The organism is Pseudomonas sp. TAA207 (genome assembly GCF_001529285.1).
GTDB classification, from domain to species: Bacteria; Pseudomonadota; Gammaproteobacteria; order Pseudomonadales; family Pseudomonadaceae; genus Aquipseudomonas; species Aquipseudomonas weihenstephanensis.
Window position 1 is genome coordinate 1 of sequence record NZ_LLWJ01000046.1, and the last position, 17,137, is coordinate 17,137.

Sequence of the window (17,137 nt, forward strand, 5' to 3'; positions counted from 1 at the left end):
GTGCCGGTTTCGAACTTCGGATCGGAGATCGAACGGGTGTACTTCAAGCCCCACGCGGCCTTTTTAGCCACCGACGGGATCTCGTGGTACATGTTGAAAATTTCGCCCTCATCCATGCCCAGCGACTCAATGCAGTATTGATACGCGTGGGTGTGAATGGCCTCTTCAAAGGCCTGGCGCAAAATATATTGGCGGCATTCCGGGTTGGTGATCAGTCGATAGACGGCCAGTACCAAATTGTTGGCCACCAATGAATCGGCCGTAGAGAAGAACCCCAAATTGCGCATGACGATGCGGCGCTCGTCGTCGGTCAGGCCTTCGGGGTTTTTCCAGAGGGCGATGTCGGCAGTCATGTTGACTTCTTGCGGCATCCAGTGGTTTGCGCAACCGTCCAGGTACTTCTGCCACGCCCAGTCGTACTTGAAAGGTACCAACTGGTTCAGGTCGGCGCGGCAATTGATCATGCGTTTTTCATCCACCGCCACCCGTGCCGAAGCGCCCTCCAGCTCTGCCATGCCCTCAGCAATGTCCAGCGAATTCAGGGCCGCCTTGGCCCGAATGATGGCCGGTGTGTCACCTGCGGTGACTTGGCGTGCTTTGGCGGCTTCTTGATCGCCAGCGTTGTTGAGTGCGTCCAGTGCAGCCGGTGCGGGCTGCGCGGCACGCAAATCAAGGTCTTCGTTGTCAGAGCTGTCCCAATTCAACATAGGAGTTTCCTTTCGCAGGAGGCGGGTTTGACCAGGGTGTGTGGTCTTGGACGGGCGTAAAAATGTTCGAGCATTAACAAAAACACACCAGGAGTGAGCTGGCCTCGCGAATTTTCGGCGGCGACCTCTCGCGAGTAATCGCGTTCCTGACGGTTGTGTCGATAGCGTAGCTTGTCAGGCTGAAAACACACTATGTGGTGTTAATTTCTCTTTGGTGACACACCATATAGTCGATGGGGAGGGTGGTCAACCCAGAATGCCTGTTCGTGACCACGCCAGTGCAGTGATCAATCTGATAGCCTTTGGCAACTTTTCTTTCGTGCGGACTCGCCATGGACTATTTCGCAGCGCTGAATGCTTTTGTCGAAGCGGCACACGCCAACAACTTTTCCAGGGCCGCCGAAAAACTGTCGATCAAAGCCTCAACGGTGTCGCGTTACATCAAGGATCTGGAGCACGATCTGGGCATCGCCTTGTTCAATCGCTCAACCCGTACCTTGCGCTTGACCGAGGGTGGCGAGACGTTCCTGCACCATGCGGTGCGAGTACTGGATGAACTGGAGCAGGCCAAGCACGCGACGGCGTCGCTCAACCAGCACCCGCGTGGCCTGCTGAAACTCAATCTGCCCCCCGCATTCGCCCGCCATCACGTTCTGCCACTCCTCGGTGAGTTCATGGCGCAGCATCCGGAAGTCCGCCTGGAACTGATGCTGGACGATCAACATGTGAACTTGATCAATGCCGGCGTCGATCTGGCCTTGCGCATTGGTGTCTTGCCCGACTCCACCCTCAAAGCGCGCCAGCTGGCCAGTGAACGCACACTGGTCTGTGTCAGTCAGGCGTTCGCCCGACAACACCCGGCCCCTTCAAATCCGCAGGCGCTTGGCGCGGTGTTGTTGAACGGTAATTTGCCCGACGATGTTTTCTTTGTGCCTGCTGACGGTTTTATTCACCCCGTGCAGCGGGTGCAAGTGGCAGGCGGGCTGCGCATCAACGACCTGGAGGCGCAATTGCTGGCGGTTGAGCAGGGCTTGGGGGCGGCCTGTTTACCGGACTGGCTGGTAGCGCACAAGCTGGCCTCGGGCGCTTTGGTGCGTTGGTTGCCTGAATGGCAGGTGCAAGCGACGCAGGTGCCTGCGTCGCTGTGGTTGGTGTACCCACCCAAACGCACGGTGTCGTCGAAGGTGCGTTGTTTCATCGACTTTATGGTCGAGCGTGTCGGCAGCCCCGCGTATTGGCAGTCTTGAGGGGTTAGCTGAAGCGGATATCCAGCGCCCGCAGATACGTTTGCAAACCTGCGTCCTGGATCGGGATCAAAAACGCTTCGCTCTGCGACTCATTGAAGTGCGCATGCCAATAACCCGGCGGCGTGACAAACGCCAGCCCCGGCGCCCAGTCGACTCGCGTCGGATTACGGATCTGGCCGTTTTCATCGATGTCCGTGCCTACCAGCGTGTAGCAACCCGCAGGGCAGTCAATGATGAAGTCCAGCGCAATGGATTGATGGCGGTGTGGTTTTTGCACCGAACCTGCGGGCAAAATCCCGTACATCGCCCATAACACGTGAGTCACCGTGCGGGTTTGAGGAAAATGCCGATTGCCCAGCAAGATACTGATACGGCTGCGATCCTGCGCTCGCGGGTCATCCGCGGCTTCGCGCAGCTTGGCATTGGCCGTGTGAGCGGGATACAGCGTGGCGCTGAACTGTTGTTGTGCAGGAACCACCCCCAAGTAGCGCAGCAGCGGCTCGTCATGTACGTAATAGAACCGCGCCTCTTCACTGGCGCTCAGCTGAACCGCTTCTATTCCGGGCATGGCGATAAAACAGCCTTTCTCCCATTCAAAACGCGTGCTGCCCTGCACCAATTGCCCACGCCCGGCGATCACATACACCACCTGAGAGGTCGTGACAGGCGCCAGCGTCAGGCTGTCACCGGCATTCAGACGAATGAAGTTCGCCAGCAACCCCGGCCCGGTTGCGGGCCCCGGACATCCCAGTGCCTCGCTCAAGTCCAGCGGGACCACGCGACTTGGGCCTGTGTCATACAGCGATGAAGGGAAATTTTGATAAGGAATACGGGAAATCAACCCGGCACTGATCGGGTTGGCGGCTTTGCTGTACTCAAAGTATTGCGCGTCGTGTTCGGCATCCAGCACATCAAGGTGTTGCAATGGGGCATTCAGGCTACTCATGGAAACCTCTTCTTATAAGTCGCATCACGGCTGCACGGAGTAGCCACTATAAGAGGCGTTCACGCCCGGATTAAAGCCTCAAACGGAACAGCAGTTGTGCCGAAAGAGGTGTCCAGGACAACGCTTTACCCCCCGACAGGCGTTAGGGGGGTAAGTGGTTAAACGTGGACAGTTACCCTGGCTTGTAGGCTGAAACAATCGACATGTGGCCGCTGGTTTTCAATGTCTTGATGCAGACAAAACCGGCGTCAATTAGGAGTTGCTCCAGCTCTTGCGCTGAAAACTGTTGGCCTTGGGTGGCGCTTAACATCATCAAGCTGTAGGCAATCGCCGCAAGGTTATCTTTAGCGTCGTTGTATAAAACTTCGTGGAGAAGGATGCGGCCGTTATTGGGCAGTGCATCAAAGCTTTTTCCAATAAGAAACGCTGCTTTTTCAGGCGGCCAGTCATGCAGTACGTTCGAGTAAAAGTGCACGTCCGCAGGCGGAAAAGGGTCATGCCACATATCACCGCTGTGTGTGGTAATGCGCTCTGTGAGTTGATGCTCACTTACGTAGTGTTCACACACCTTACAGATAGCGGCGTAATCGAAAACCACTGCTCGCAAATGAGGCCATTGCGCAAGTGCGCCAATCGCATGCGCCCCGGACCCGCCGCCAATATCGAGTAAAAGCGTGTCAGCTTGCAGGTCTATACAGCGTGGCCAGAAACAGGCTTGAGCCATGCTCAAGCTGTGCATGGCATGAGTGAATTTGATGCCTTGTTGTTGGTTTTTTTGGTTCGCATCGAAGATATCGAGTACATCCTTTTGGAATTGCGGTGTATTGGTCACTACTGCTTTTTCAAGGTGCTCGAATGCAAACAGATGTGCGTTATCGATCATCAAGTTCCAAAAGTCACCGAAATAATAGGGACTGGTCTTGACTAAATACTCTTTGCCGGTCGCAGAAAGGGCGTATGACGATGCGTGACGGTGTATGAAGCCAAACGCAGTACTCACATTAAGCAGCGTATTCATTGCCCGTGGCGCAAGCCCAAGATGGCTGCTTAATGAGGTGACACTCCATTCGCCCGGTTGATTGAGTGTTTCAAACAGGCCCAATTTGTGTGCGATTAAAACGGCGGGATAGGTAAATAAATTCAGGGTGATATCAAAAACGTGGGTGTCTTGAGTCTCTGGGGGCGTTAAGCGCATGTGTTCACCTGCGAAATGATGTCAGCGCTTTAGGAGGGAAGAGGCGGTAAGGCTGGGTTTGAGCGCTGCAACGCAAAAGTCTAGTTCAGGCGTGCGCGCGCACCCGTTTAAACGTGAGGGTGTCAAGGCTCACCCCTAGCGCGAAGCCATCAGGCTTTTGGTTCCTCCTCGGGCGTCAGGTCAGCCGCTGGCAACCCTCAAACGCAAAAGCCCCGGCGCGTGAACACCGGGGCTTTTGGGGTGGGGCGGCTGACGCTTAGAACGTGTATTTGGTGGTCAGCATCAGGCTGCGTGGCTCACCGTAGTACGTGGTGTTGAAGTTGCCCAGGCCGGACAGGTATTTCTTGTCGAATACGTTGTTGGCGTTGAGGTTGAACGTCAGGTGTTCGTTGTACTCGTAACGGGTCATCAGGTTAACCAGCGCGTAGCTGTGCTGTTCGATGATGTCGTAGTCTTCTTTGGCATCGTTGTAGATCTGGCCGTAGAACGGGCTTTGCCAGTTCACGCCACCGCCAACAGTCACTTTGTTCAACACACCGGGCAAGCGATAGGTGGTGAACAGTCGCGCCACGTTTTCAGGCTTGGTGGTTTGCAATGGATAGCCATACACGCGCTTGCCATCTTCCGAGCGGGTTTGAGCATAGGTGTAACCGGCGATCAGGTTCCAGTCCGGCATGATTTCGCCGGTCAGCTCCAGTTCAACGCCCTTGGTGGTGGCACCGTCCAGAGACTCATAAATACCTTCGTTAGTGATCGGGTTGGTGCCCACGTTGATGGGGACCTTTTTCTGCTCGGTTCGGAACGCCGCGATACTGGCGTTCAGGCGACCATCGAAGTACTCGCTTTTCAAACCGATTTCGTAACTGTTGCCTTCAGTCGGCGCCAAGGTGGTGCCTGAAGCGCTTCTGTCCGTGACCGGTTTGTAAATGGAGGTGTAGCTGGCATAGACCGAGTAAGTGTCGTTGATGTCATACACGGCACCGGCGTAAGGCGTCACACGGCCGTGTTGCTTGGACGTGGTTTTGTTGTCTTCGAAGTTCGGTGGTGCTTGTACGTAGTATTTGTAAGTACTGTTGTATTGGAAGTCGCTCACACGACTGCCCAGGATCAACGACAAATCGTCGGTAGGCTTGAAGCGTGCCGCTATGTAAGCGCTGTTCTGGTTTTGATTGGTCTCGTACTTGCCGTTTTTCGGAAAGTCAGGCTCCGGGTATTTGCCCTTCCAGTCAAAAATGCTGCCCGGTACTTTGGTGGACTGGCTGCCGTCAAACGTGGCACCTGTTTGTCTGGATTCCTGAGAGGTGTAGCCCACCACCAATTCATGCTCACGACCGAACAGGCTGAAAGGGCCGGTTGCGTTGAGATCGAAGGTGTTTTGAACGCGATGGCCTTCCCATTTACCCCAGTAGAAGAACATGCCATCGCCGGTCACCGGGTCAGGCTTGTCGCCACTGGCAGAGCCTAGCTGTGTGTCGTGATCGTTGACCTGCTGGTTGATCGTGCCTTTGATTTTCCAGTCGTTGGCAAAGCGGTGCTCAAGGGACGCGAAAGTGGTGCGTGCTTGTACGTCACGGCGACTCCAGTCGGTGGCCGGGTTGAACGAGCGGCTGAAATCGGTCTTGGTGTAGTTGGAGAAATAGTACGGGTTACCGGTCCAGGATGAGCCGCGCGGCTTGATGTCCTGGTAATCCATGCCAAAGGTGAACAGGGTGTCCGGGGTGATGTCGGCTTCAATAATCCCGTAGAACACTTGGTTCTTTTTTGAGTAGCGGTCGCGGTAGGAGTCGGCATCCTGAAACGCCGTCACAAAACGCCCACGCACACTGCCGTCGTCATTCAGAGGGCCAGAAATATCACCTTCGGTCCGGTAGTCGTCCCACGAACCGGCACTGGCGGTAATCGAAGCCTTGAATTCGCGGGTCGGTTTTTTGCGGATCAGGTTAACGGTCGCGGAGGGATCGCCGGAACCGGACAACAGGCCCGTTGCGCCCTTGACGATGTCTACGCGGTCGTACAACGCCATGTCGACCTTGGTCGCGCCTTCGTCGAATACCCCGTCGTATAACGAGTTGACGCCGTCGTACTGGAAGTTGGTGATGGCGTAACCGCGTGCCGAATACTCCATGCGGTCACTGTCGTACGCCTGGGTGCTGATCCCCGGCGCGTTACGCAACACATCACCAATACTTTGCGCGCCTTGGTCGTCCATGTTCTGACGGGTGATCACGGTCACGGTTTGCGGCGTTTCACGAATCGACAGCGGCAGCTTGGTCGAACTGCTGGTGGCGCCGGTGGTGTAGGAACCGGTGTCTTCGGTCGTCAGCGAGTTGCCCAGACCTTGGCCGGAAATGGTGGTTGCACCCAGCTCCAGACCTTTGCCTTGCGGGGCGTTGAGGATCACGGTATCGCCATTGAGCTGGTAGGAAATGCCGCTGCCTTGCAGCAGGGTTTCCAGGGCTTTAACGGGTTCCAGTGAACCGGACACGGAATGCGACTTGATCCCTTGAACTTGATCGGCGCTGTACAGGATCTGCAAGTTGGCTTGCTTGCCCAGCTCATTTAGCGCGTTGGCCAGCGACTGCGCCGGGATGTTCAAGGCTACCGGGGCTGCCTGAGCAACCGATGAACCCAGCAGCACCGAAGCTACAAAAGCACTGGACAACAGCGTGCGGCGAACGGTCTGGCGCTGGGTAGCGATCGAAAGCGGGGTCCGTCTCAAGTTTGGTCGTTGCATTGCGTGCCGAGGCTCCGAAGGAGGGGGAATTATTGTTTGTTAATGGGAATAGTTATTAGACGCAGCGCGATTAAGAAACCGGAAAGAAGTTCCTCATTTAGTTGGAATTTATTTTTCTGAGTAAGAAATCACTGTAGGAGCGAGCAAGCTCACTCCTACATGACGGGGATCAGGCAGGTTCCAGCGCGGTGCTGACCTTGCCGCTGTCCATGCGCACCAGTTGGTCTGCCACATCGAAGTAACGGTCGTCGTGGGAGATGACGATGATGGTTTTGCCCAGGCGCTTGAGGTCCGGCAACAGTTCGGTGTAGAAAATGCGGCGGAAGGTCGGGTCTTGATCGGCCGCCCATTCGTCAAACACCAGAACCGGGCGTTCTTCGAGCCACGCGTTGACCAGCGCCAGACGTTTGCGTTGGCCGGTCGACAGGTCGGTGGTGCTGAACTGACCGTCGTTGATGCTGACCTTGTGCGAAATCTCCAGACGCTTGAGGTACAGCTCGGCGTCCTGCGGGATTTTCATGTCACCCTGCACCACGTCGTCGAACAGGTAGTAGTCGGCAAAGATGGTGGTGAACAGCTGGCGGTAGTCGTCGCGGGTTTGAGCGCTGACGGCCTGGCCATTGAGGCGGATCTCGCCCTGTTGCGGTGCGTACAGGCCCAACAGCAACTTGATCAGGGTGGTTTTGCCACAGCCGTTTTCGCCGACGATAAACACGATATCGCCTTGATTGATTTTCAGGTTCACCGGTCCCAGGCGGAAGGGCGCGCTGCCCTCTACCGCCGGGAAGCTGTAGTTCACGTCCACCAGTTCGAGGCTGTTAACGGTTTTGTCTTGCGCGCCATCTTCGCTCAACAGCAGATGTGGCTCTGGCGAGTTGAATTGCTCGGAGAGGTCGGCAATGCGGCGGAAGGCAATTTGCGCGCGGCTGATGATCGGCAGGGTGCTGATCAAGTGCTCAAGCGGACCTTTCATGTACAACAGCACCAGCACAAACCCGCTTATTACGCCAGGGTTGGCGCTTGGCCACAGCGATTGCATGGCCAGCGCCAGGCCGATGACCACGAAAAACAGCATCGACCCCAGGCTTTTGGCGATAACGAAGGTGTTGATCGAGCGCACCTGAATGTCACAGATTTTTTGTGCGGTGCGCGCGATGCCTGACACAAACATGCGCTGGCGACGCGGGCGGTGAATGCGCAATTCCTTGGCGCCTTCGGCAATCGCGTTGTAATGCTTTTGCAGCTCATCTTCTGCTTCGCGGGCCTGGGTAAAACCGTTCAGGCCGTAGCCGCGCGCGATGTACTGAATCACCGTGCCGATCACAATGGCCACCAGCATCATCAAAAACATCGGCCACGAGAGCATGGCCAGATAGCCCATGCAGCCCAGCGTCACCGTCAGGGAAATCGCCAGCGGGGCAAAGGCAAACGCAAAATCGCTGATGGTGTCGACGTCGTGGGTCAGCACCGGGATCAGTCGGTGGCTGCGGTAGCGTTCGATTTGCGAAATGGGCGCCGAGAGCACTTTTTCGCCCAGCTCTTTGCGCAATTTGGCAATGATGTGCTGGCCTACATAGTTGCTGCCAATGTCTGAGCAAATGGTGCTGATCAGCGCCAATACGCACAGCCCGGCGAACAGGGCGACTACATGGTTGGTGAGGCCGCTTTCGCTGTGCAACGCATTATTGATGGTTGCCAGCAGCACCGTCACGCTCAAGCCGCCGACCATGCCCAACAGGACGGACAGGCTGACAATGAGCCGGAACGGCTTGAGCAGTTGGAACAGTTCTCGAAGAACCCCGGGGTTGTGTCGGGGCGTGGCGGGCTGGCTCATAAACAAGAGTTCCTTGAATCAAGGTAAGGGCAGTCTCTTGAGAACGAGCGATTGGGGTGGGGATTTAGTGTGAGGCGGCCCAGGTCTACATCCCTTGGGCTGCGATCTTTTTTATCAACATAAAAGCTCGCAGCCTTCGCCAGCGCCTACACAGCGGAGTTAAAGTTCGCGCTGCACGCGAAAGCCCACCCAGTCGCCACGGGTTTGCGGGTAAATATCGTTGCGGTTGCCGGAGCGGGAGAATACCGGCGCTTCGCCCCAGTCGTTGCCGCGGATCTGGCGCAGTTCGCAGGTGCTGCCGCTCACCCAGGCACTGCCATCAGTCGGCGCGCCGACGTAGTCATGGTGCTTGCAGTCTTCCAGCCATTCGTAAACGTTACCGTGCATGTCATACACCCCAAACGCATTGGCCGGGTAGCTGCCTACGGGCGAGGTATAGCTGTAACCATCGGTAGGGCCGTAGGTGTTGGCATGTTTGGCGATGCTGTATTCCTTGCCTTCGTCCATCGGGAACGGGAACGGACCGGTCGAGCCTGCGCGCGCTGCGTATTCGCGGGTGGCTTCGCTGACCATGCGATAAGGCTTACCGGTTTTTTTCGCAATCCAGCTGACGTAGTTTTTGACGTCGTCGAAGTTCATGCACACAGCCGGCTGGCGCGGGCCTTGCGGGTAGCGCGGTTTGCTGGCAATGCACTCGCGTCCCGGGCGGTCATCGCCATCAGCAATCTTGACCCCGGTTTCCTTGATATAGGCGTCAAACTCGGCAGCAGTGACCTGGAAGCGGCTGATGGCCAGCGGCTTGCTGAAGGTCACTTTATGCAGCGGACCTTCATCGGGTTCACGCCCGACTTCATCCTCTGGCGTGCCCATCATGAAGCTGCCCGTCGGCAGGACGACCATTTCAGGGCAGTCTTTACAGTCTTTGAACACCGTGCCCGGCTTGGCAGGTTCGGCTGCCTGAGCCAGTGCAGGCACCAGGCTGGCAAGCAATGTGGCCAGCGATAAACGGTAAAGCGGTTTCAACGTAAGCATGGTCGGCAAGTTCACTTATAGAGTTGACGTGGGTTTGGCAGCTTTTTGCACGGTGTCCCACACGCGCAGGAAATTGCCACCCCACAATTTGGCGATATCAGCCTCCGAGTAGCCGCGTTGCAGCAGTTCGGCGGTGACGTTGCGGGTTTCGCTCACATCCTTCCAGCCGTCTAGCCCGCCGCCGTCATTGAAGTCAGAGCTGATGCCTACGTGGTCGATGCCGATTTTTTTCACCGCGTAATCAATGGCGTCGCCGTAATCCTTGAGCGTGGCTTTGGGTTCTTCTTCGATGATGCCGTACAGACCGGCCGCGTACTGGCCAAAGCGTTGCTCGGGCCATACGGTGATAATTGCGTCGCCCGGCATCAGGGCCATTTCCAGGCTGTGCAACGGCGGCAAGTCAAACTGGCTGCGCAGGGTGTTGAGTTTGTCCCGGCTGGCAGTGCTCAACGGGCGCAAGTAGGTCGCAAAACCCACAATCTGCACCACGCCGCCACTGTCTTTGATCAGTTGCATTTCTTTGTCGCTGAGGTTGCGCGGGATGTCCACCAGCGCCCGTGGGGCTGAGTGCGACGCGACCATCGGGGTGCGGCTCAGTTGGCTGACTTGCTCCAGTGCCTGGGTCGACATCTGTGACACGTCAATGATCACGCCCAGATCGTTCAGGCGTTGCACGGCTTGCTTGCCCGTATCGGACAGGCCGCCGAGGGCATCCGGGGTGTCGTTGAAAAAGGGCAGGGGGCGCGATGAGTCGGCCCAGTCGTTGTTGCCGACATAACTGAAGCCGAACATGCGCATGCCGCGCGCCGCCCATTTATCCAGTTGGCTGAGGTCGTTACCCAGCGGGTAAGCGTTGAGCATGCTGATAAACACCGCGAACTTGCCTTCGCCATGCAAGCGACGCAAATCATCCGGGGTATAGGCGATGCCGACCTGATTGGGAAAGTCGCGCACCATGCCCGTGATGATCTGATAGCGCGCTTCTTGCTCGTTGCGCGCCGCCTCGACAAACCCTGCGGTGGGGCGGTGCGGTGCGTTGGGTCCGTTCCAGATTTCCGGCCAGCCGAAAACCGTCAGTGCTGCACCGGACAGCCGTCCCTTGGCGGCCTTGGCCAGGTCGAATTGGCCAGGGCCGTCCTTGTCGGCTTCATTGCCCGCAGTGCCGAACTCCAGCGGCACCGTGATGTGGCTGTCAAAAGACAGCACGCGGTCCTGTAGCTCGTCGGCTTGCTTGATGATCTTGAGCGGGTAGCCCGGGTTACCGTTGTAAAACGTGTCCCACACCAGAAAACCACCGCCGATGGCTGCGGCCAGAGCCAATGGGATACCGATTAACAGGGCTTTTTTTGAACGTGATTGAGTCATTGCCATCTCAGTAGAAATCCGCCGTCAAGGGGCCGGCGCACGGCCTTTGCTATCTGGAGAGAACGATGGGCAAGACAAATAATTTAGCGTCACGCAGGCCCGTCACCCCGCAGACGCCACTTGTGTATGAATCAGATGACATCGCTGTGGCTGAATTCCTCGGCCAGAAAGTCAATCAGCGTACGTACCGACGGCAGTAGCCCCCGGCGAGAAGGGAAGACCGCGTGCACGATCCCGCTTTTGGGTGCCCATTGCGGCAACACGTTGATTAACTGCCCGCTGGCGATGTGATCGCGGACCACCACATTGGGGACATGCACCACGCCGAGGCCGGCCACAGCGGCCTGGCACAGTGCCGGCAGGTCATCGGTAATGAGTTTGGGGGTGTGCGAGATGAGTGCGGTGGCTCCGTCGGGTCCGAACAGCTCCCAGGCATAGTCGCGCTGGGCCGACCCCCAATACAAACTGGGCAGGCCACTCAAGTCGGCGGGCGTGGGCGGCGTTGAAAAACGCGGCAGGAACGTAGGGCTGGCGACCAGACTTTGAACGCTGTTGCCCAGCACTTTCATCACCAGATCGCTGTCTTCCAACGGCGGAAAACGCACCCGGATAGCCATGTCGAAGCCTTCTTCAATCACGTCTACCCGGCGATTGGTGCTTTCAACATGCAATTGCACCAAGGGGTAAGTGAGCATGTAGCGCGCCAGCATGGCACTGACCCACGAGTTGAGCAGCGAGGTGGGGCAACTGAGACGCACAATGCCCTGCGGTTCTGAGCGATTTCGTTCAATGACTTCCGCCGCTGCCTGCGCCTCAATGCACATGGCCCGACACCGCTGGTAGTACTCCTGTCCGATTTCAGTCAGGGAGCAGTGGCGGCTACTACGCTGTATCAACCGCACGCCAAGGCGCTCTTCGAGTTGGGCAATACGCCGGCTGAGTTTGGACTTGGGCATGTCCAGCGCCCGGCCCGCTGCAGCGAAGCCACGATGCTCGACCACCTGGGTGAAGTAATAGAGGGTGTTGAGGTCTTCCATCATCGTTCTCCAAATAGAACGCAACGGTTCAAAAACGCAGTCTAGTCGACAAAACAGATCAAACCTATTCTGTTGCCATGAATTACAGGAGGTGCAAGATGAAAAAAATTCTTGGCGTTTACACCGCTCCACGTCCCCATTGGGTGGGTGATGGCTTTCCGGTTCGCACGCTGTTTTCCTACGACAGCATGGGGAAACACGTCAGCCCGTTCTTGTTGCTTGATTACGCAGGGCCAGCCGAATTTACACCGACCACTGAGCGTCGTGGTGTAGGCCAGCACCCGCACCGCGGTTTTGAAACGGTGACCATTGTCTATAAAGGCGAAGTGGAACATCGCGACTCCACGGGCAATGGCGGCGTGATCGGGCCGGGGGATGTGCAGTGGATGACTGCGGCATCAGGGATTTTGCATGAGGAGTTCCACTCCGAGGCTTTTGCCCGCAGTGGCGGCACCCTGGAGATGGTCCAACTGTGGGTCAACCTGCCCGCCAAAGACAAAATGGCCGAGCCGGGTTACCAGAGCATTGTGGATCGGGACATTCCTGAGGTGGCGCTCAAAGACAATGCCGGGCGTTTACGCCTGATTGCCGGTGAATTTGACGGTCATCGCGGCCCGGCACGCACGTTTACTGACATCGACGTGTGGGACATCCGTTTGAACGCGGGCAAGTCGACTACGCTCGACGTGCATCAGGGTCGCAACACCGCCTTGGTGGTGCTGCACGGTGCGGTTGAGGTCAATGGCAAGGAGGTGGTGCGCGAAGGACAGCTGGCGTTGTTCGAGCGTGACGGTCAACAGGTGCGGCTCGAAGCCAATAACGATGCGGTGCTGCTGATCCTCAGCGGTGAACCCATCGACGAGCCGATTGTGGGTCACGGTCCGTTTGTAATGAACACCGACGCTGAAATCCATCAGGCGTTTGTGGATTTTCAGTCGGGTCGTTTTGGCCGCATGCCGGCCTGACGCATCCGCTGCGCCACGTTAACCCGTACACCCGGGCCTTGAACGGTCATGGCCCGGGCTTATCGTTTCATCCCAAGAGAGGAACATCCTGTGACAACTTCTTACAAGCGCTTGGACAAGGACAATGCCGCCGTTTTGTTGGTGGATCATCAGGCCGGTTTGCTGTCGTTGGTGAGGGACATCGAACCGGACAAGTTCAAAAATAACGTGCTGGCACTGGCCGATCTGGCCAAATACTTCAACTTGCCGACCATTTTGACCACCAGTTTTGAAACAGGCCCCAATGGCCCGTTGGTGCCGGAATTGAAAGCGCTGTTCCCGGATGCGCCCTACATTGCGCGCCCTGGGCAGATTAATGCATGGGACAACGAAGATTTCGTCAAGGCGGTCAAGGCTACCGGCAAGAAACAACTGATTATTGCCGGCGTGGTGACTGAAGTTTGCGTGGCTTTTCCGGCGCTATCTGCCTTGGCAGAGGGCTATGAAGTGTTTGTCGTGACCGATGCATCGGGCACGTTCAACGAAATCACCCGTCACTCAGCCTGGGATCGCATGTCGGCCTCCGGGGCGCAGCTAATGACCTGGTTTGGTCTGGCCTGTGAGCTGCATCGCGATTGGCGCAACGACGTTGAAGGTTTGGGGGCGCTGTTTTCCAACCACATCCCGGACTATCGCAACCTGATCACCAGTTACACCACCCTGACAGCGGGTAAATAAGCTGACAGGCAACTGGCGTTTTTCGCGTCAGTTGCCTGCATCTTTAACCCGAGTTCCGCGCTTAATATCCTGCTCAATGCGTTCAAGCAAATACCCATAGAAGGGGTTTGAAGTGACGCGCATCAGTGTGTCCATCGGCACCATTAATACGCCGCGCTCACCGCGTGCCGCGAGTGTGCCCAGGTGTACGCCAAAATCTTCGTCTTTGTCCGGTTGCTGACCATAAAGCGCATCGCTTTGTGGGAAGGGCAGCGCGACATGTGACAGCGAATAAATGTCTTTCGGGTAGTCCAGCCCTAAGGGAATTTGTGTGGCTATTTCAGACCGCGCCGGTGTGTTACGTACGACCATTTCGCTGCTTTCAGCGGACAGGTTGGTGACCAGGCTGGTTTGATAATTACGCGGTGGCGGTGGCAGCATCTGCTCGATTGAAGCGCTGGCGGCGGGGGTCAATAAACCACCGAAGTCGCGGCTGCGGTTAATGTCGAACAGCACCAGCTCGCTGCCATTGTCAGGCAATAAACGGAACAAGCCGTTGACCACAGCGGGTGTGCTGACCGTGTGGTCCATGAGTGATTGAAAGGCAAGAATCGGCGGTACGTCGCGCAGGGCATCTTGCTTTGACAGTAGCAACAGCTGGCTTTGCAACGCGTCAGTCAAAAGCCACGATTGGCGAGCACCGTTGACAGGAAATGAGTTGTATTTGAACGGATTGAACTCCGGCAAACGGCCTAGCCAGGCGGCTTTACTGAACGCCGGCAGCACCGCAGGCAGTCCGGCCAGCCCGGCATAGCGGGCGAAACTGTTGACCCCGATCATGGGCGAGATGAGGATCAGTTGGTCGGCCCGCGCCAGTTGCGGATCGCTCAGGCTGTCGAGGGCATATTTCACCGCCAAAGCGCCGCCGTTGGAAAACCCCACGAGGTGCAAAGGCGCAGGTGCGGGCACTTGTTGGCGGGCTTCGCGCACCGCCAGGCGAGTGGCGGCCATCCAGTCTGGCCAGTCAGCGTCGGTCAGGCCCGCGGGGACGGTGCCGTGACCGGGCATGCGAATACCGATGGCCACAAAACCCGATTCGCAATAGCGACGGGCGATGTGCCTGAGGCTGTAGGGCGAGTCGGTAAGGCCGTGCAACAGCACCACCACACCTTTGGCCACACCCTCGGGTTCGAGCACGTAGGAACGGTTCCAGTCTTGAGTGAAGCGGGCAGGATAGACGCGGCTCTGTGGCTGATAGCGGTTGATGGCCGGGGTGTCTTCTACGGCGAGTTTGTCGCTGACCTCGCGACGTACTTCGTCAAATACTCGCTGCTCCGCCGCCTGCCATTGCACCCAGTCGGCCTTGTCGATCTGCTGTGCACTGAGTTCGTGAGGCACCACGGTGTGCCAGAGCTCCAGCTGCGGCCCAAGCTCAGTGTCATAGACACGCCAGGCGAGTAGCGTCACGGCCGCCACGCCAGCGATCAGGGCACTGCGTTTTAACCAGAATTTAAGCGGCGCAAGCATCGTGGCAAAAACTCCGGCAATGAAGGAGGCGAGCAGGTTCGGGTAAAGCAGGCGTTTCGTCAAATCCGTTCTAGGCTTGTGCCCGGGCGCGAGGGACGCTCCCGCAGTATGGCTGGCTACTCACATGGAGACGTGAACATGGACAACTATTATCAGGAAGTGGATTACATGCTGACCGCCGATCCGGCGACCTTGGCGTTGGACCGCTTTGACGTCAGTCATCCAGGGTTGGTGCAAAACGACACCCTGGGTCCTTTTTTGGCACGCATGCGCCGCGAAGCCCCGGTGCATTACTGTGCGCACAGCCCTTACGGCGCTTACTGGTCCGTCACCAAATTCAAGGACATAGCTGCTGTCAGCACCAACCACGCGGTGTTTTCTTCGGACGCGGCCTTGGGCGGGGTCACCCTGCACGATCAACCCAAGGACTTTCACCTGCCGATGTTTATCTCGATGGACCCGCCTCTGCATACCCAGCGGCGCAAGGTCATCAGCCCGTTCACCACGCCTGAAAACCTGGCGAAGCTGGCGGGCACTATCCGCTGTGTGGCCGCACGCATTCTGGACGACTTGCCGCGCAACGAAACCTTCGATTGGGTCGAGCATGTGTCCATCGAGCTGACGATCCATATGCTGGCGGTGTTGTTTGACGTGCCTCAGGCCGACCGGCACAAGTTGATGCGCTGGTCGCAAGTGGCCACTTCGATCCCAGGTTCAGGTGTGGTGAAGAACAAGGCGCAACTGCGCACAGAACTGCTGGAGTGCCTGAGTTACTTCACTGACTTGTGGAATGAACGGGTTAACTGTGAGCCGCGCAATGACCTGATTTCGATGATGGCCCATGCCGATGTGATGCGTGAGATGCAGCCCATGGAGTACCTGGCGCATGTGCTGCTGTTGATCGTGGGCGGTAATGACACCACCCGTAACTCGATCACGGGCGGGGTGATGTTCTTGCACCAAAACCCCGAGCAGCAGCGCAAACTGCACGCCAATCCGGCACTGGTCGAGGGCATGGTGCCTGAAATCATTCGTTATCAAACTCCCGCCACGCACATGCGTCGCACGGCCTTGCAGGACATTGAGCTGGGGGGCAAGTTGATCCGCAAGGGTGATCGCGTGGTGATGTGGTACTTGTCCGGCAACCGTGACGAAGAGGTGTTTGAGCAACCCGAAGCGTTCATCATCGACCGGCCCAATGCGCGTCGGCACCTGTCGTTTGGGCAAGGCATTCACTACTGTGTGGGCAACCGGGTGGCCGAGATGCAGCTGAAAATCCTGTGGGAAGAAATCCTCAAACGTTTTCCGGCCATTGAAGTGATTGAACCGCCGCGGCGGATCTTCTCCAGCATGTTGCGTGGTTTTGACCGCATGCAGGTGCGCATCCCCGGTTGAAACACGGGTAGCACCGTGCTCTGGCGGCGTAGCAGTTGCCGAATTCTCGTGAAACGTGGATTTTCGACGACGTTGTCGCCAGACGCAGCCTGCGCAAGCTACGGGGAGGTTATTGACGTGCACGTGTAGTCGCTGCCGAAGGCTGCGTCCGATTGCGTAGCGATCGCAAAACCGAAGGGCACGATTTAGCAGGTGGACTAAATACGCAGGTTCAACGCCAGCTTCGCCGCCGGACGGGGTTGAGAGGTTGTTGACGTGCACATGTAGTCGCTGCCGAAGGCTGCGTTCGATTGCGTAGCGATCGCAAAACCGGAGGGCACGGTTAAGCAGGCGGACTGACTACGCAGGTTCAACGCCAGCTTCGCCGCCGGACGGGGTTGAAAGGTTGTTGACGTGCACGTGTAGTCGCTGCCGAAGGCTGCGTTCGATTGCGTAGCGATCGCAAAACCGGAGGGCA

Annotated in this window: 13 protein-coding genes; 4 read left to right on the plus strand and 9 right to left on the minus strand. The window is 57.3% G+C overall.

From position 1 onward, the window contains the following. A partial coding sequence (locus AP059_RS01845) for a ribonucleotide-diphosphate reductase subunit beta (RefSeq protein ID WP_120752304.1) occupies nucleotides 1-707 on the minus strand: 707 nt, incomplete at its 3' end. 332 nt (nucleotides 708-1,039) lie between these two features. On the opposite strand from AP059_RS01845, the gene AP059_RS01850 reads away from it, so the two are divergent. Next, entirely contained in the window at nucleotides 1,040-1,954 is a 915-nt protein-coding gene (locus AP059_RS01850; protein ID WP_048365400.1) for a LysR family transcriptional regulator, read from the plus strand. A gap of 4 nt (nucleotides 1,955-1,958) precedes the next feature. Here the strand turns inward: AP059_RS01850 and AP059_RS01855 are convergent, their stop codons facing one another. From AP059_RS01855 to AP059_RS01885, 7 genes are all read right to left on the minus strand, one after another. Continuing rightward, nucleotides 1,959-2,900 (minus strand): hypothetical protein, encoded by a 942-nt coding sequence (locus AP059_RS01855; RefSeq protein WP_059761617.1) that lies wholly within the window; start codon nucleotides 2,898-2,900, stop codon nucleotides 1,959-1,961. Nucleotides 2,901-3,072: 172 nt separating this feature from the next. Next, complete coding sequence (locus AP059_RS01860) at nucleotides 3,073-4,095, minus strand: methyltransferase (protein WP_059761618.1); 1,023 nt, start codon at nucleotides 4,093-4,095, stop codon at nucleotides 3,073-3,075. Between the two features lie 256 nt (nucleotides 4,096-4,351). Next, nucleotides 4,352-6,829, minus strand: coding sequence for a TonB-dependent siderophore receptor (locus AP059_RS01865; RefSeq protein ID WP_059761619.1), 2,478 nt, complete (start codon nucleotides 6,827-6,829; stop codon nucleotides 4,352-4,354). Nucleotides 6,830-6,998: 169 nt separating this feature from the next. Beyond that, the gene (locus tag AP059_RS01870; protein WP_059761620.1) at nucleotides 6,999-8,663 is read right to left on the minus strand and encodes a cyclic peptide export ABC transporter; all 1,665 of its coding nucleotides are present in this window, start codon (nucleotides 8,661-8,663) and stop codon (nucleotides 6,999-7,001) included. A 159-nt stretch (nucleotides 8,664-8,822) separates the two neighbouring features. After that, nucleotides 8,823-9,695 carry a dihydropyoverdine dehydrogenase gene (gene pvdO, locus AP059_RS01875; protein ID WP_059761621.1) on the minus strand — a complete coding sequence of 291 codons (873 nt, stop codon included), beginning with the start codon at nucleotides 9,693-9,695 and terminating at the stop codon, nucleotides 8,823-8,825. Between the two features lie 15 nt (nucleotides 9,696-9,710). Beyond that, nucleotides 9,711-11,060 carry a pyoverdine-tailoring dipeptidase-like protein PvdM gene (pvdM, locus tag AP059_RS01880; RefSeq protein WP_059761622.1) on the minus strand — a complete coding sequence of 450 codons (1,350 nt, stop codon included), beginning with the start codon at nucleotides 11,058-11,060 and terminating at the stop codon, nucleotides 9,711-9,713. A 131-nt stretch (nucleotides 11,061-11,191) separates the two neighbouring features. Then, on the minus strand, nucleotides 11,192-12,100 hold the full coding sequence (locus tag AP059_RS01885; RefSeq protein WP_059761623.1) for a LysR family transcriptional regulator: 909 nt from the start codon (nucleotides 12,098-12,100) through the stop codon (nucleotides 11,192-11,194). A gap of 95 nt (nucleotides 12,101-12,195) precedes the next feature. Here AP059_RS01885 and AP059_RS01890 point away from each other — a divergent pair, with 95 nt between their 5' ends. Both AP059_RS01890 and ycaC read left to right on the plus strand, forming a co-directional pair. Continuing rightward, nucleotides 12,196-13,062 carry a pirin family protein gene (locus AP059_RS01890; protein ID WP_059761624.1) on the plus strand — a complete coding sequence of 289 codons (867 nt, stop codon included), beginning with the start codon at nucleotides 12,196-12,198 and terminating at the stop codon, nucleotides 13,060-13,062. Nucleotides 13,063-13,152: 90 nt separating this feature from the next. Further along, nucleotides 13,153-13,779 carry an isochorismate family cysteine hydrolase YcaC gene (ycaC, locus tag AP059_RS01895; protein WP_048399441.1) on the plus strand — a complete coding sequence of 209 codons (627 nt, stop codon included), beginning with the start codon at nucleotides 13,153-13,155 and terminating at the stop codon, nucleotides 13,777-13,779. 27 nt (nucleotides 13,780-13,806) lie between these two features. Here ycaC and AP059_RS01900 read toward each other — a convergent pair whose 3' ends face one another. After that, entirely contained in the window at nucleotides 13,807-15,285 is a 1,479-nt protein-coding gene (locus AP059_RS01900) for an alpha/beta hydrolase (RefSeq protein WP_059761640.1), read from the minus strand. 138 nt (nucleotides 15,286-15,423) lie between these two features. Here AP059_RS01900 and AP059_RS01905 point away from each other — a divergent pair, with 138 nt between their 5' ends. After that, nucleotides 15,424-16,680 (plus strand): cytochrome P450, encoded by a 1,257-nt coding sequence (locus AP059_RS01905; RefSeq protein ID WP_059761625.1) that lies wholly within the window; start codon nucleotides 15,424-15,426, stop codon nucleotides 16,678-16,680. The last annotated feature ends 457 nt before the right edge of the window (nucleotides 16,681-17,137 follow it).

What these genes read in the sequence shown, in the direction of transcription:
- AP059_RS01850 (WP_048365400.1), top strand. Translation starts at nt 1,040, where the DNA reads ATGGACTATTTCGCAGCGCTGAATGCTTTTGTCGAAGCGGCACACGCC.
- AP059_RS01855 (WP_059761617.1), bottom strand. Translation starts at nt 2,900, where the DNA reads ATGAGTAGCCTGAATGCCCCATTGCAACACCTTGATGTGCTGGATGCC.
- AP059_RS01860 (WP_059761618.1), bottom strand. Translation starts at nt 4,095, where the DNA reads ATGCGCTTAACGCCCCCAGAGACTCAAGACACCCACGTTTTTGATATC.
- AP059_RS01865 (WP_059761619.1), bottom strand. Translation starts at nt 6,829, where the DNA reads ATGCAACGACCAAACTTGAGACGGACCCCGCTTTCGATCGCTACCCAG.
- AP059_RS01870 (WP_059761620.1), bottom strand. Translation starts at nt 8,663, where the DNA reads ATGAGCCAGCCCGCCACGCCCCGACACAACCCCGGGGTTCTTCGAGAA.
- pvdO (WP_059761621.1), bottom strand. Translation starts at nt 9,695, where the DNA reads ATGCTTACGTTGAAACCGCTTTACCGTTTATCGCTGGCCACATTGCTT.
- pvdM (WP_059761622.1), bottom strand. Translation starts at nt 11,060, where the DNA reads ATGACTCAATCACGTTCAAAAAAAGCCCTGTTAATCGGTATCCCATTG.
- AP059_RS01885 (WP_059761623.1), bottom strand. Translation starts at nt 12,100, where the DNA reads ATGATGGAAGACCTCAACACCCTCTATTACTTCACCCAGGTGGTCGAG.
- AP059_RS01890 (WP_059761624.1), top strand. Translation starts at nt 12,196, where the DNA reads ATGAAAAAAATTCTTGGCGTTTACACCGCTCCACGTCCCCATTGGGTG.
- AP059_RS01900 (WP_059761640.1), bottom strand. Translation starts at nt 15,285, where the DNA reads ATGCTTGCGCCGCTTAAATTCTGGTTAAAACGCAGTGCCCTGATCGCT.
- AP059_RS01905 (WP_059761625.1), top strand. Translation starts at nt 15,424, where the DNA reads ATGGACAACTATTATCAGGAAGTGGATTACATGCTGACCGCCGATCCG.